General features: G+C 34.5%; 12 protein-coding genes. All 12 read left to right on the top strand.

Annotated elements, in window-relative coordinates:
* The first annotated feature begins 648 nt into the window (after positions 1-648).
* The 12 genes from ACVWYG_RS18805 to ACVWYG_RS18750 all read left to right on the top strand — a co-directional run bounded on the left by ACVWYG_RS18805 (position 649) and on the right by ACVWYG_RS18750 (position 15296).
* On the top strand, positions 649-1134 hold the full coding sequence (locus tag ACVWYG_RS18805) for a helix-turn-helix transcriptional regulator (protein WP_457272536.1): 486 nt from the start codon (positions 649-651) through the stop codon (positions 1132-1134).
* Between the two features lie 66 nt (positions 1135-1200).
* Positions 1201-1803 carry a nucleotidyl transferase AbiEii/AbiGii toxin family protein gene (locus ACVWYG_RS18800; RefSeq protein ID WP_457272534.1) on the top strand — a complete coding sequence of 201 codons (603 nt, stop codon included), beginning with the start codon at positions 1201-1203 and terminating at the stop codon, positions 1801-1803.
* Positions 1804-2098: 295 nt separating this feature from the next.
* Entirely contained in the window at positions 2099-2302 is a 204-nt protein-coding gene (locus ACVWYG_RS18795) for a helix-turn-helix transcriptional regulator (protein WP_457272532.1), read from the top strand.
* Between the two features lie 5 nt (positions 2303-2307).
* On the top strand, positions 2308-2541 hold the full coding sequence (locus ACVWYG_RS18790; protein ID WP_457272530.1) for a HipA N-terminal domain-containing protein: 234 nt from the start codon (positions 2308-2310) through the stop codon (positions 2539-2541).
* Between the two features lie 1158 nt (positions 2542-3699).
* The gene (locus ACVWYG_RS18785) at positions 3700-6480 is read left to right on the top strand and encodes a type I restriction endonuclease subunit R (RefSeq protein WP_457272528.1); all 2781 of its coding nucleotides are present in this window, start codon (positions 3700-3702) and stop codon (positions 6478-6480) included.
* A 10-nt stretch (positions 6481-6490) separates the two neighbouring features.
* A complete protein-coding gene (locus ACVWYG_RS18780) occupies positions 6491-6754 on the top strand; it encodes a hypothetical protein (RefSeq protein WP_457272526.1) in 264 nt (87 codons plus the stop codon).
* Positions 6754-8079, top strand: coding sequence for a restriction endonuclease subunit S (locus ACVWYG_RS18775; RefSeq protein ID WP_457272524.1), 1326 nt, complete (start codon positions 6754-6756; stop codon positions 8077-8079). The genes ACVWYG_RS18780 and ACVWYG_RS18775 overlap by 1 nt, the downstream gene beginning before the upstream one ends.
* 12 nt (positions 8080-8091) lie before the next feature.
* Positions 8092-10146 (top strand): hypothetical protein, encoded by a 2055-nt coding sequence (locus ACVWYG_RS18770; RefSeq protein ID WP_457272523.1) that lies wholly within the window; start codon positions 8092-8094, stop codon positions 10144-10146.
* Positions 10147-10194: 48 nt separating this feature from the next.
* Positions 10195-10779, top strand: a complete 585-nt coding sequence (locus ACVWYG_RS18765; protein WP_457272521.1) for a hypothetical protein — start codon at positions 10195-10197, stop codon at positions 10777-10779.
* Positions 10773-13133 carry a hypothetical protein gene (locus tag ACVWYG_RS18760; protein WP_457272519.1) on the top strand — a complete coding sequence of 787 codons (2361 nt, stop codon included), beginning with the start codon at positions 10773-10775 and terminating at the stop codon, positions 13131-13133. Before ACVWYG_RS18765 ends, ACVWYG_RS18760 begins: the two co-directional genes overlap by 7 nt.
* 5 nt (positions 13134-13138) lie before the next feature.
* Complete coding sequence (locus ACVWYG_RS18755; protein WP_457272517.1) at positions 13139-14620, top strand: N-6 DNA methylase; 1482 nt, start codon at positions 13139-13141, stop codon at positions 14618-14620.
* Between the two features lie 250 nt (positions 14621-14870).
* Positions 14871-15296 (top strand): toll/interleukin-1 receptor domain-containing protein, encoded by a 426-nt coding sequence (locus tag ACVWYG_RS18750; protein ID WP_457272516.1) that lies wholly within the window; start codon positions 14871-14873, stop codon positions 15294-15296.
* Positions 15297-15354: the final 58 nt, after the last annotated feature.

Raw genomic sequence — 15354 nt, 5'->3', positions numbered from 1 at the left:
AAGGTAAAATTGTCATGCCATCATAAACTGATGAGCCAGATCCCCAGGGGGGTCAGTATCATGCATTACCGGGGTCAGCATGTCCGGAATATCCATTTTATCGAACAAATCCTAAGCCAGTTAACTACTACATGGCGAATTTAGAGTCGAGTATTGTTTAAAATGTTAACCTCTAAATAGCCAATCTCGTCGTTTCGATGGAAAGCTTCAAATTCAAATGTTAATCTTAGTCTAGCTGATGATGAAGATGCTGGCAAAAGAAGAAAGAGGAAACGGTGACTTAGGTATCGACATAGCTTAATATCTATCTATATATAGTATCTAGTTATATAGCTGTATGGAAATTAAGCTATTTAATTAATTACGTTTTATGAAATATTTGAAATTAAATAAAGCTTGGGTTAATTTTCTATTTTTCCTTAGCTGGCAAACTTCATTGAGTAATTTGAGGTTTTAACCAGATCCTTTTAGAACGTAGTGATAGTAAGAATTATGTGCTTCCTACACTGAGAAATAAAATCACCTATTTGCTTCAAGTCAGTAGAATCAGTTTAACTCAAATCATAGACTTTCTGTGGTAGCTTTTTTGGCAAGAATTCGCACGATATATCAGATTTAAGATGTAAACATTTTTGTTTACATTTGTTTATGTTTCAAAAGCTATCTATATTAAAAGGACTTCATCCAGGTTTCTTTATTGAGCATGAGCTAAAAAAAAGAAAACTATCAAAAAGGCAGTTTGCAATTTCTTTGCATGAATATCCACAAACAATTGGTGCAATAACAAAGGGCAATAGAGCTATGAATACAAATTTATCTTTAAGAATTGAAAAAGCTTTGGGATTGGAAGAAGGTTTTTTAATGACACTTCAAGCTTTTTACGACATCAAAAAGGAAAAAGAAATCCAAAGAATCGTAACAACTCCAGATTTACAGCTAATTCGTCCTGTATTGTTTTGGGATATCAAAATGGATAATATTGTTTGGGACTTACATAAAGAATTTGTTATCGAAAGGATTTTCGAACGGGGAAACGAAGAAGAAAAAGAAGAAATAACAAGTTTCTACGGGGAACACATCGTAAAGGATGTTGTCTCAAAACAACCAAAGAGTAAGTATCTTAAACATAAATAAGCTAGAAGGATTATGCTTTATTGGAATACTGTAACCAACAACTTGAGAGATGCATTATTGTTGTTAATGAAATCTCCAATCTTTGAACAATTTAGACTTGTTGGAGGCACTTCCCTAAGTTTACAATTGGGACATAGAATGTCTGTTGATATTGACTTGTTTACAGACGCTCCTTACAGGTCAATCGATTTTAATCAAATAGACAGATTTTTAAAAGATAATTTTCGTTACGTTGATGGCTCATTCGGAATGCTTGTTGCAAATGGAAGATCCTATTCGGTAGGAAAAAGTAAAGTAGACAATGTTAAAATTGATATTAACTATACAGACGCTTACATTCAAAAACCTTTGGTTTTAGAAGGGTTAAGACTGGCTACAGTTGACGAAATTATAGCAATGAAAATGGAAATTTTTCAAGATGCAGGAAGAAAAAAGGATTTTTGGGATATTCACGAAATTTTAGATCAGTACCCTATTTCTAAAATGATAGGCCTACATGAAGAAAGGTATCCTTTTGGTCATAATGGAGAACTGATAGTGAAGCAATTAGAAAACTTTACAAAAGCCGATAACGAAATTGACCCAATTTGCTTGCGAGGTAAACATTGGGAGTTAATTAAATTAGATTTTGTAGAACTTCTAGAGGCTTACCATAATGAGCAAAAATAATTTATTTGTCTCATCCCAGACATAGTATTGATCTTACTATCATCTTGCTTTCTACATGAGCAATAGGTAGGCTTTTGTTTGATTATCAGTAGTCGTTACCATTCTTAAACTTATAATAGGTTAATGCCTAAGGATTTTTAGGTTTTAGAAAGTTCTTTCAAATAATTCATTTAGAAATATTCTTGATTTTAATTTGTATGCCTTAAGAGGTATAATCTCAGGTAGTTTTCATTTTATACCCGATAAGGTATAGTTTAAATATTTTCACTATATTTATATCCGTAAAGGTATAGTTATGAATCCATTAATAGCTTTTGTAAAGGGAAAACGCAAACAGTTGGGCTTGACCCAGGAAGAACTAGCATTAAATGCAGGCGTTGGTTTGCGTTTTGTCCGTGACTTAGAACAAGGTAAGGAGACGCTTCGTTTAGATAAGGTGAATGATGTTTTGGCGCTGTTCGGAAAAGAAGTAGGGGTAGTAGATAAGTCCAATGAATAATGGATATGCAGGCAAAGATATTTTATCAAGATAAGTTAGCAGGATATTCATCAGAGACAGATCATGGGTACTCATTTCAGTACGATACCATTTATCTACAAAATGATCGAGCGAAACCCATTAGTTTAACAATTCCCTTGGCAAAAGATGCATTCCATAGTAAAGGTCTATTGGCCTTTTTTGATGGCTTAATCCTGAAGGTTGGCTGCTTGATATTGGTGAAAAGTATTGGAAATTGAATCCAGGTGATCGGTTCGAGTCCGATATTATCTATGTAGAGATTCAATACGAGCAGTGTCTGTATATACGATGAAGGCGTAACAAAATACCTTATTGTTTATTTTGTTATCAAGCGGTTGAATTAGGAGAATATCATTCAAGCTGTTCGAAGAGATTTTTCGGAACTAGTTATGTTCCGGAGTTAGAGCTGACTAAAGAAAAACTTAATCAATTGGCTAAATTTACTGTGCATAAAAGATTAGCGATAACAGGTATGCAACCAACGATTTTACTGAATGTAAATCTTATCTTCCCAGAGGATTAAGAAGATTTAGCGCTTACTCTTGGAGGAATAAAACGTAAAATTAAGCGATCAAATTTTGATCACTTTTCTCTTAGTTTAGGTATTGCGACTAAAGTGAGGGATAATATATATACAGACTTTAACAAACAAAAGGATCGAGTGGAAGAAATGATAGGGCGCAGTTTCCTAACCCAAGAATACAAGCTTAACTACGTTGACAGCTTCCAAAATAAAATGAAACAAATTGGATTCTAAGAAATCAGTTTTTTTTACTTTAAGTAGAACAACGGCTAAAAATGTGGTGCCAATGCAATAATTATTACAGCCACTAGAATACGGCATTCGTAAGTAATTAATTGGTTTTTGCTGACGAACGATTATAATGTAGGCAAAATTTGAGTTTTGTATTTCAAACATCTGATTTTACGGATTCCCGTAATTTTATACTTACTTATCTTACTAATTTTAGAGCTAAATTAAATAGACATGACATTTGAATATGCATCGTTGCTAAAAATATCTCTTTTTGCGATACTTTGCCTCAGTTACTGTGCACCTAAGTGTCGCACCTCTGGCAATTATGGTCTCTGCAGTTATATGCGACAAAGATCTATTCTGTTTTTCTCTATCTATGTAAAATATTTGCAATAGACATTGGAATCTATGCGGCAAATGACAAAGGTTTTAACCTATTAACAGTGTTTATTATTGAAATTGGAGGCTTATGCTTAGGTTTTCTAAGGCTTGGAATTAACAGATCTTTGTAAATAGTTTTTAGAAATGCCAAAACGACCACCTCATTGAATAGCGCATAATTGCATTAGGTTGACTTTACAAAATTATTTTGATACATTTAACCATCTAATTTAACCTCTTGAACCAAAACCCAGAACAAATCGCCCGCGATCATATCGATGCTAAGTTAATTGAGTGCGGTTGGGTAATTCAATCTAAGAAAGCCATCAACTTATCTGCTGGTTTAGGCGTTGCCGTTAGGGAATATTTAACCGATGTTGGTCCTGCAGATTATGTGCTTTTTGTAGATAAAAAGCCCGTTGGTTTAATCGAAGCTAAAAAAGAAGAAGAAGGCTATCAGCTGATAAAAGTTGAAGAACAATCTACCGACTACGCCAACGCCAAACTCAAACATATAGATAGCGAGCCTTTACGATTTGTTTACGAGAGTACAGGAGCACTCACTAGGTTTACAGACTATCAAGACCCAAAACCACGCTCAAGAGAAGTATTTAGCTTCCACCGACCAGAAACTTTTCAAGAACTCCTAAAAGCAGATGGATCATTAAGAACTCGGTTGCATGATATTCCTGCACTGCCGGAAGCAGGTTTACGTGATTGCCAAATTTTAGCCATCAATAATTTAGAAAAATCTTTTAAAGATGCCCGACCGAAAGCATTAATTCAAATGGCAACCGGTGCTGGTAAAACGTTTACAGCCATTACCTTTATTTATCGTCTGCTTAAATACGCCAAAGCAAAGCGGATATTGTTTTTAGTAGATACCAAAAACTTAGGCGAACAAGCGGAGCAGGAATTTATGGCGTATTTGCCAAATGACGACAACCGTAAGTTTACCGAACTCTACAGTGCAACCCGTTTAAAAAGTAGTTTCATCCCTACCGATAATCAGGTTTACATCAGTACTATACAGCGCATGTACGCCATCTTAAAAGGCACGGAGTTAGATGATAGCGCAGAAGAAGAAAATCCCAACGAGAGCATCTTTAAGGCCAAAGAGCCATTGCCTGTTGTATACAATGAAAAAGTACCTCTAGATTTTTTTGATTTCATTGTAATTGACGAATGCCACCGCAGCATTTACAATCTTTGGAAACAGGTGTTAGATTATTTTGATGCTTTCCAAATTGGTTTAACTGCCACGCCTGATAACCGTACTTTTGGTTATTTCAATCAGAACTTAGTGTCTGATTATGGATATGAAAAAGCCGTTATAGATGGTGTTTTAGTCCCTTACAATGTTTTCGGTATCGAAACTAAAATCACCAAAGATGGTGCTAAAATAGGCTTGGGCGAAAAGGTAGATAAACGCGAGCGATTAACCCGTAAAAAGTTTTGGGAAAGTGTGGATGAAGATATTGACTATGCAGGTAAACAGTTGGATAAAGACATCGTAAATCCAAGTCAAATCCGCACAATTGTTAAAGCGATAAAAGAAAATCTACCTCAAATGTTTCCGGATAGGTTCGATAAAGATGGAGCTTTTGAAGTGCCTAAAACTTTAATTTTTGCCAAGACAGATTCTCACGCAGAAGACATTATAAATATTGTAAGGGAAGAATTTAACGAAGAGAACAAGTTCTGCAAAAAGATAACCTATAAAAGCGAGGAAGACCCAAAAACGGTACTAAGCCAGTTTCGTAACGATTATTATCCACGCATTGCCGTTACCGTAGATATGATTGCGACCGGTACAGACATTCGCCCTTTAGAGGTGTTGGTGTTTATGCGCGATGTAAAAAGCAAAAGTTATTACGAGCAAATGAAAGGTCGTGGTACACGTACCTGCTCGCTCGAACAATTGAAACTAACAGGCACACCAACCGCCAAGATTACCAAAGATCATTTTGTAATTATTGATGCCATTGGCGTAGAAAGCTCTCAAAAAACCGATAGTCGCCAGTTAGAGAAAGCGCCCGGTATTTCGCTAAAAGATTTATTGCACATGGTTTCGGTAGGCAATACGCAAGAAGAAGTACTATCTACCTTAGCAAACCGATTAATTCGGATGGATAGGCAAATAAACGAGAAAGAGAAAATAGCTTTTGCCGAGCATGCACAAGGTTTTACCATTAACCATGTAGTAAAACAATTACTAAACGCCCACGATCCTGATACACATTTGGAGATCATACACCAAGTAAACGAGCAGATGAAAGGTCAATCGCCATTGGCGATAGAAAAAGAGATTAACAAGCAAACAGAAAAGTTAATCGCCGATGCTGTAGATGTGTTTCACAACCCGGAATTGCGTACTTACATTATGGATGTACGTAAAAAGTACGACCAGATTATCGATGGCATCAACATAGATGAAATTGTAAATGTAGGTTGGGTTAAAGACCAAACTGAAAATGCTCGAACAGTTGTCAATAGCTTTAGCCAATGGATTGCCGTGCATAAGGATGAGATTACAGCTTTACAATTATTCTATGGGCAAAGCTACCAACGCAGAGAGCTGACTTATAAAATGATTAAAGATTTGTACGAAGAACTGAAAACCGATGCGCCAACATTAGCACCGCTTTCCGTTTGGAAGAGTTATGAACAGTTAGAGAAAGTAAATGGCTCACCAAAAAACGAATTGGTGGCTTTGGTTTCTTTAATTAGAAGGGTAATTGGTTTAGATGAAAACCTCACTATTTATGATAAAACTGTAGATGTCCATTTTAAAGATTGGGTGTTTAAGCAACAAGCCGGAACTTTAAAATTCACGGAAGAACAAATGCAATGGCTGCGGATGATAAAAGATTATGTTTCCAGCTCTTTTCATGTTGATAAAGAAGATTTTGAACTCGACCCTTTTAACAAAAATGGAGGTTTGGGCAAAATGTGGCAATTGTTTGGCGATAGAACAAATAGTATTATTGAAGAATTAAATGAAGTGTTAGCAGCGTAGATTAAGAATAATGAAAAATTGGAAACGAGTAAAAGAAAAATATATAGAAGACCATTTATCAAAAACTTTAGCAAATACAAAACGCAGGTTGGCTGCGCTAAAAGCTATAGAGCTTTTGATAGAAATAAAAAAACCAGAACTTTTAAAAGATGATAATTTGTTTGAAAGCATGGACAAAACGTCTTTCATGAAAATGTATGAAACGATTAAAAAAGCAGACTTGAGTAGTGCAGAAAAATCTGTAATTAACGGATTATATAAGTTTGCTAACTAATGATGGACAAGGAATTGCCAGAGGAATGGAAGTGGGTAAGATTAGGCGATGTTTGTGCATTTGTGGGGGGTGGAACACCGAGGAAAAATCAGAAAAGTTACTGGAACGGAAATCTTCCTTGGGCATCTGTAAAGGATGTAAAAGGAGAGTATTTAAAATCGACCAAAGACTTTATTTCCGAAATAGGATTAAAGAATAGCTCAGCGAATGTTGCTGAACCTTATGATGTAATTCTTATTACTCGAATATCTCCCGGCAAAACTATAATTACAAATATAAGGACTGCAATTAATCAAGATTTAAAGGTAGTTAGACCTAAGTTTAAAACATCGTCAAAGTTTCTTAGTTACTATTTTCAAGCTTTTGAGAGAGAAATAGTAAAAAAATCAAGTGGAACTACCGTTTTGGGAATTACACTAAATAATCTAAATGAGATTAAGATTCCTCTTCTTGATTTTCCCACCCAACAAGCCATCGTTTCCAAAATAGAAGAGTTATTTTCTGAGTTGGATAAAGGCGTAGAAAATTTAAAAACAGCTCAACAACAATTAAAAGTTCATCGACAAGCGGTCTTAAAATGGGCTTTTGAGGGGAAGTTGACAAAGTGTGTTGAACGAGATGCTAATGATTTGTCTAATGAACAGGACTTAGCAATGGTAGCAGAGCCTGAAGGCGTTTATCAAACTGGAAAAAAGAAGGGAAATCAAAATGCAGGAGAAGAAGATTTGCCAGAAGGGTGGAAGTATAAACGATTGGGAGACATGTTTAATTTCGTTGGTGGAGGAACGCCAAGTAAGAGTGAGTTTTCATATTGGAATGGTAATATTAATTGGGCTTCTGTTAAGGATGTTAAAGGTGATTATTTGATAAAAACGCAAGATTATATAACTGAAATAGGTTTAAGAAATAGTGCGTCCAATCTTGCACAAATTGGCGATGTTATTTTAATTACAAGAATATCTCCAGGGAAAGCAATTATTTCGAAAATTATCACTTCAATCAATCAAGACCTGAAAATTGCAAAGCCTAGATTTGAAACAACATCAGGGTTTGTAAAATACTTTTTCAATTCTCTTGAGAGGCAATGTATCAAAGCTGCAAGTGGAACTACTGTATTGGGTATTACCCTTAACAATTTAAATGAATTGTTAATCCCTGATTTATCGCTAGGAGAACAAACTCAAATCGTTGAGGAAATAGAAAGACGACTCTCCGTTGCCGATAAAATGGAAGAAAGTATACAGCAAAGTTTATTGCAGGCAGAAAGTTTAAGACAAAGTATATTAAAGAAAGCTTTTGAGGGGAAGTTGATGTCTCATTTATAATTTAATGAAAATATGGCAAACGTAACTATTGATCTGTCACAGAGTATAGATGCAAAAGAATTTAATAAAGAAAGCATTATTCATCAAACAGAATTTTCTAATGCAATTCGTTTAATAGATAACGATATATTTCAATTAACAAAAAGTAATAACAATTCACTACAGCACATACACAGTGCAATAACCGTCTTAGGCACGAGAGGAAGCGGTAAAACTACGTTCTTGCTTTCTTTACGAGAGCATTATCGGATTACAAATCCCAGAGTTGCAATTTTAGAAATGGTTGACCCAACATTAATTGAGGAGAAAGGTCATATTTTTTTAAATATTATTTCAATAATTAATGAGTTAGTATTAGACGAATTTATGGAGATTGATAAAAATCCTAATAAGTCTGGAGGAAATATCTCTGAAAGAGATTGGAATAACAGCCTGTTGAAGCTTTCCCATGGTCTACCATCAATGGACGGTGTTGGAGTAGGGTTAAATGAGGCTGATTGGCAAGACGCTGAATTTATCATGGAAAAAGGCATGCTATCTGTAAAATCAGCTAGGAATTTATCAGAAAATTTCAATTTGTTTGTGGATAATGCACTAAATATTTTAAATAAAGATGTTTTTATTCTAAGTTTCGATGACATAGATATCGATTTTAAGAAGGGATGGCCAGTTTTGGAATCAATTCGTAAATATTTACATACAACAAGCATTATCACAATATTAAGTGGGGATCTGAAACTATTTAGCCTCGCCATTCGAAAACAATATTGGAATAATTTAGGGGAAAGTTTATTGGTAAATGAGGGTGATAAACTTAAAAAACACAATTATTTTAATGAGGCTATAACCGAAATGGAATCTCAATACTTATTAAAAGTGATTAAGCCCGAAAGAAGAATTCATTTGACGACTCTCTACGAGAAAATGCAATTAAATGAGTTTAACTATCACGAAAAAAACAGTATAGTCTTAAAGATCGGTAGTGGAACAACAGATCTGTTAGATTATTATCAAAGCATCTTAGCCACATTTGGTATAAATAATAAATACCAATCTGAAACATATACATCCTTTTTATTGAATTTACCAATTAGAACTCAGATACAATTTTTAACACAATTTGACATAAACTATGGTTCAGAGAAATTAAATGTCACTGATTGCTTTGCAAGCGATTTAATCGAAAGAGGATTAAATGCAAACTCACTTAATAACACGCCTCAACTAATAAATGTCGAGATATTGATGTTATTAATTAGAGAAAAATCTTTGAATCAACTTTATCAGCTTCAGCCAATTACAGATGTTGTTAGCTTAAATAGCTCTGTTTTTGCGCTCAGTATATTATTAAGCACTGAGATCAAAAACAATCCATACTTAATTTTTGATTATTTTATTAAAATAGGCTATGTTAAAAATTTACTAAGTGTTCTTCCTTATGAAGGTGACTCTGAAATAAGTAGCTATAATTTTTCTTCAACAATTGAAGGTCTATGCAATTACTCAGGTATCAAGCAAAATAAGGTTTTAAGAGACATTGCAGGTAATATGACTTCTTATGTCATTGGATCAACTCAGGAATCGTCTAATAATTGGGGAGGTATTATCCCTCTATTAGGTTTAGGAGACACTTCTAAAAGGGGATCGGATGTTATTCAAGATAGAATTGATATAGTTTTTAAAAATGCTTCTTACGCAAATAGAGTAATTGGATTTTTACCGTTGAGTATTTGTGCTTATACCACTAAAAATCAAACTCTTCCATGCTATTCTTTTTATACACTTTTAGGAAGTATCGGTGAACTAATAAGAAAGGCTCAACAAAATGACTTGCAAAAAGGCTTGGCGGAGCTATCCGAAATAAGAACTTATAATATACCTGAATTTAGACGAGGGATAAGTGAAAGAACTTTCCATAATAATTTTTTATTGCAGAGTTTCGAAAGAGTAAATGTTGAAGAAACAAACTTAATAGAAAGCATTAATAATTGGGTTAGGAATTATAAGGAGATGGGATTCGTTGTTTCTCCTCATATGTTAGGCAAGATTTCAACGAGATTTTTTTAAACGTTTAATAGCATCGAAAATATTGAAGATTATGATAATCTGGGAGAGATGATGCATTCAAGAATTATTGCATTTTTAAATGCTGTGTTGATTGAAGACGTAAAAGAAAACATTAAAAATATACAAGGGTTTAACATAAATAATACAAATTTAAGCGACGATATTTTTGTTCAAAATTTACAACACCTTAACAGGATTTCTCATAGCCTTGCATTTTCAAGATGGATCATCTCCTGTCCGATTTTGATTCCCTACATAAATTTGACGGACAAGTTATTTCATGTAATTTCAGAGTTTGTAAATTGGTCAACAGATGATGATTTACAAAAATTCCAAATGAAAAATACCTCTTCGGTTTATATGCTGTTAAAGAGAGTCGCTACAAAAGGAAATAAGGATAACAAAAGAGAAAAATTTGCAAATAATAAAAAGAGTTTTGATGAAATTATTGAGGTTTTAAAAAACAAAAATATTTCATATGATTTGTTTTCACTAGCTGGAAATCGAGCTCAAATAATTGAAAAAAATAATTATATCAGAGAAAACTTAAGAGATATTTTCAACAATAAAGTAGCCTCTACAAACCTTCGGGATTTTAGAAAATATGTCATATCTACTCAACAACAATGGTAGAGTTAAATGTTATAAAACATTTATTATCGGATATTGAATCTCTATCTAGTTATCTTAATGGCGAAATTGTTTCTTTTAACGACATTGAGAGGAGATTATTTCTTTTAAATAGAAATGAAAATACCAACTTGCCTGATCAATTTTACAAGTTGGCACAGGAACGAGAGTTTAAAGAAATTCACAGCCTAGTTCAATTATTATCAATTGGATTAGAAAATATAGCCGAGCATCATTTAATTCTGGATGATGATAAAATATATGTTAAAGAGAATAAGGAAAATGACTGTCAACAGTTAATTACTTATGTGCCTCCTTTGATTTTAGTTATGGCCTTTGTCGAATCCAATCAGCCTTTCGAATTCACAAATTGTGAGGCGTTAAATGACTATTTCCACTCATATATTCTGCCGAATACAAAGTATACTTCTATCCCGTCGTCTAAACATGATCTTTTGACCGAGTTACTTTTCGAAAACGCGGGATTGAATGATTTACATGTACATTTGAATGGATCAACTGAAATTGATTTAGTTTGGGAAGATTTCCTATCCTTTCCGGAAAAAATATACAAAGAGTTGCAACTTAGTTTTGGTACAACATTGGTGAGAGAGCAAATCGACCAAGAGTCTTCCTTGCTTAGCCCTCTCAAATTCTATCGCTTGCTAAAGATTGCAAGAAAGTTAAGATCAACTTTATTTGATTATGTTTTTCCCAATACAGATTTAAATGTTTTTCCTCCAGTAGAAGATCTTTTGAAGTCAATTATTGCTTATGAAAGGCTCGGTTCTAAACTAATTCAGCGTGATCATCCTTTTAAACATCTTATAAGGAATGCAGATGATTTGCCTAACACAGTGAGTTTTGAGGGGCTAATGTACATTGTAGTTTTAGCAAAATTGAAAAGTGACGGAATGGGAGTAATTGCCACTTTATTTCATTTCTACCTATTGATTAAGGGACTCGCTAATAGGTTATTAGTACAGCAGGTACACCAAAATGGCTTCACACAATTTCAAAAAATTACACTAAATAATTTAAGAGAAATTAGTGAAAAAAAGTTTCATAGTCGTTTCTTTCAGCAAAACGGCAACAATTTGGGTTTTGTCAAATTTCTTGAAGGGAGATTTTCTCCAAAGCAAAGCCAGCTTGAAAATACAGTTTTGATTGATAATATAATTAAGGGTTGGAACACATTTATTAACGGATTAGATACATCTCAAAAACTACCTGAGCTGAAGCTAGTAGCACATTTTATTAAGCGAAACGACAGTAAACCAAACTCCTTTATAAGATATAAGGCTTTAAGGCTCGATACGTGGAAGAGAGCAAAGAACCTTTCTTTATTACTTAATAAGTACACAAAATATAGAGAATTAATAACAGGAGTTGACGCTGCCTCGAGCGAGTTCGACACACCTCCAGAAGCCTTCGGCCCGGCATTTAGGGCATTGCGGAGATGGGGTTCAGTTAAGCATTTTACATATCATGTTGGTGAGGATTTTTTTCACTTGATTAGTGGGATAAGAGCAGTCTATGAAGCTGTTAATTTCCTAGGCTTAGGTAAAAATGATAGGGTAGGACATGCGACTGCTTTAGGGATAAGTGTAAAGATTTGGGCTTCGGTTGTAGAAGAATCCTTTTATATTAGAAAGGGTGAGTGGTTAGATAACCTAGTTTTCTTACATTTTTATGCAACGTTTTTACCTAAAAAAGTGATTTTGGAATTAGAATCTAGGATAAAAATTTTAGTGAATGAAGTATATGATGTTAGTTCATTCGATATGGATGACTTAATTACTGCGTGGCAATTAAGAAAGTATTGTCCAATTTTGCTATTATCTAATTCCATTCAAGAAGCAAAGTATTCTTCAGTATTTGATGTCGATGAATGGAATGATATTCAACGCCAACACATAACTCCTGAAGCTAAATTTTTTTTAGCCTCGTATAATAACTTAGACTTAAGATTGAAGTATGATGAGATCATTTCGGTTGAACCTTATGCTGTATGCAACGAACATAATTTAATTAAATTACAACTTAAAATGCTAAAATATTTATCGTCAAGTAATATTAAAATTGAAACATTGCCGACAAGCAACGTTAGAATCGGCTATTATAAATATTATAAAGATTATCATCTACACAATTGGCTTAAATGGAAGAGTGAGGGAAATCAACTTCCTGAAATTGTAGTTGGAACGGATGATACTGGGATATTCGCCACCAATATCTATAATGAGTACGCGAACATTTTCTGCTATTTGGTCAATTCAAAAAAGGAAACCCCAAAGGATGTAATGATTGTTTTAAATGAATTAAATACTAATAGCGAAAGATTCAAATTTATATAACTTATATGGCAAACAACGCATCAAATATAGTAAACAAAGTATGGGCATTCTGCCAAACCTTAAGGGATGATGGCGTAGGTTATGGGGATTATTTAGAGCAATTAACCTATTTACTTTTCTTAAAAATGGCTGATGAATATACTAAACCACCATACAGCAGAACAATGCCTATTCCGGCTGAATATGCATGGGACACACTAACAAATAAATCTGGAGCAGAACTGGAAACGCATTATAACATTTTGCTAAGAGAGTTAGGGAAAGACAAAGGCATATTGGGTCAGATCTTTACCAAAAGCCAGAACAAAATTCAAGACCCTGCGAAACTCTATAAACTTATTGCTTTAATAAATGCAGAGCAATGGTTGCTGATGGGGGTTAAGGATAAGGGTGATATTTACGAAGGTTTACTAGAGAAGAACGCTGAAGATACAAAAAGTGGCGCTGGTCAATATTTTACACCAAGAGCTTTAATTAAGGCTATGGTAGAATGCTTGCAACCCGAAGCAGGTAAAACTATTGCAGATCCTGCTTGTGGCACAGGCGGTTTCTTTTTAGCAGCTTACGATTGGTTGGCAGAAAACCGAGATTTAGATAAGGAACAAAAGCGATTTTTAAAATACAATACGTTTTACGGCAATGAGATTGTAGCCGGAACAAGGAGATTGGCTTTAATGAATTTGTTTTTGCATAACATTGGTGATATTGATACCGATTCGGCTATTTCTCCCAACGATGCATTAATTGCAGATAGTGGTGTTAAATACGATTATGTATTGGCCAATCCGCCTTTCGGTAAAAAGAGCAGCATGACTTTTACCAATGAAGAAGGAGAGCAAGAGAAAGAAGATTTAACCTATAACCGTCAAGATTTTTGGGTAACCACATCAAACAAGCAACTCAACTTTGTACAGCATATTAAATCGATGCTCAAAAGTACAGGTAAAGCTGCGGTTGTGTTACCAGATAACGTTTTGTTTGAAGGTGGTGTTGGAGAAACCGTAAGGAAGAAATTATTAGAAACGGCAGACTTGCACACGATTTTAAGATTACCTACCGGAATCTTTTATGCAAATGGAGTAAAGGCTAATGTTTTGTTTTGGGATGCTAAGCCCGCCAGTAAATCCCCATGGACGAAAGACGTTTGGGTATATGATTACCGAACCAACGTACACCATACTTTAAAGAAAAATCCTTTAAAGTTAGCAGATTTGCAAGATTTTGTCTCGCTTTATCAAACGGAGAATCGAGCTAAGAGAAAAGAAACATATCATCCCGAAACCAATCCTGATGGCAAATGGAGAAAGTTTAGTAATGAAGAGATTATGGCTCGAGATAAAACGTCTTTAGATATTAGTTGGATTAAAGATAAATCTTTAGCCGATTTAGATAATTTACCTGCACCAGATGAATTAGCAGAAGAAATTATAGAGAATTTGTCAGCGGCGCTTGAGAATTTTAAGACTATTTTGGCAGGGTTATCTTAACAATTGAAGTATCAATTTTGATACGCTGTTGGGCAGATCGAAAAGGAAAATCTTATTTAAATCTCGTCGTTCGATGCCTTTCCAATTTCTCCTGCGAAGGATAAATCCTTTCGTCGCTTGGTAAAAAGATAGTTTGCTTTGCCTAGGTTGATGAATGTGCAGGCGAGGTTAAGTATTAGCTAATACGATGTGGAGGATGATTTTGGTATGGCGGCGTAGCAAAAGGTAAAATATACTTAAATTAAATAATATGAAAGCATTTATATCATATAGTCACAAAGACATTGGCTACTTAGAGAAATTGAAAGTTCATTTGGCACAAATTCGGCGAGATGGGTTAATTACAGAATGGACAGATAAAGAAATAACAGTAGGTGCTAATCTAGATAATAGCATTTCCTCTGCCTTGGCGTCATCTCAGTTATTTATTTCGCTCGTGAGCCCTGATTATATTGCATCTCAATATTGCTATGAAAAGGAATTTAAAACTGCACAAAAAATGCAAGAAGAAGAGAAGATGATTATCGTCCCAATAATCGTAGAATCTTGTGAATGGAAAGCAACCCCGTTTGGTAAAATTAAAGCTTTACCTAAAGATGGTAGACCTGTTGCAGAGTGGACAAGTCCAAACAGTGCGTTTGGATATTCCGGACATGCTGACCCCGGTAATGCATGATACTGACCCCCCTGGGGATCTGGCTCATCAGTTTATGATGGCATGACAATTTTACCTT

This window comes from Pedobacter sp. UYEF25 (assembly GCF_054061655.1).
Note: the sequence above shows the minus strand (reverse complement) of the source record. Positions and strands in the feature narration are given on the sequence as shown.

Bases quoted from the DNA above. Each gene is read 5' to 3' on its own strand.
- ACVWYG_RS18805 (WP_457272536.1), top strand. From the start codon at position 649: ATGTTTCAAAAGCTATCTATATTAAAAGGACTTCATCCAGGTTTCTTT.
- ACVWYG_RS18800 (WP_457272534.1), top strand. From the start codon at position 1,201: ATGAAATCTCCAATCTTTGAACAATTTAGACTTGTTGGAGGCACTTCC.
- ACVWYG_RS18795 (WP_457272532.1), top strand. From the start codon at position 2,099: ATGAATCCATTAATAGCTTTTGTAAAGGGAAAACGCAAACAGTTGGGC.
- ACVWYG_RS18790 (WP_457272530.1), top strand. From the start codon at position 2,308: ATGCAGGCAAAGATATTTTATCAAGATAAGTTAGCAGGATATTCATCA.
- ACVWYG_RS18780 (WP_457272526.1), top strand. From the start codon at position 6,491: ATGAAAAATTGGAAACGAGTAAAAGAAAAATATATAGAAGACCATTTA.
- ACVWYG_RS18775 (WP_457272524.1), top strand. From the start codon at position 6,754: ATGATGGACAAGGAATTGCCAGAGGAATGGAAGTGGGTAAGATTAGGC.
- ACVWYG_RS18770 (WP_457272523.1), top strand. From the start codon at position 8,092: ATGGCAAACGTAACTATTGATCTGTCACAGAGTATAGATGCAAAAGAA.
- ACVWYG_RS18765 (WP_457272521.1), top strand. From the start codon at position 10,195: ATGATGCATTCAAGAATTATTGCATTTTTAAATGCTGTGTTGATTGAA.
- ACVWYG_RS18760 (WP_457272519.1), top strand. From the start codon at position 10,773: ATGGTAGAGTTAAATGTTATAAAACATTTATTATCGGATATTGAATCT.
- ACVWYG_RS18755 (WP_457272517.1), top strand. From the start codon at position 13,139: ATGGCAAACAACGCATCAAATATAGTAAACAAAGTATGGGCATTCTGC.
- ACVWYG_RS18750 (WP_457272516.1), top strand. From the start codon at position 14,871: ATGAAAGCATTTATATCATATAGTCACAAAGACATTGGCTACTTAGAG.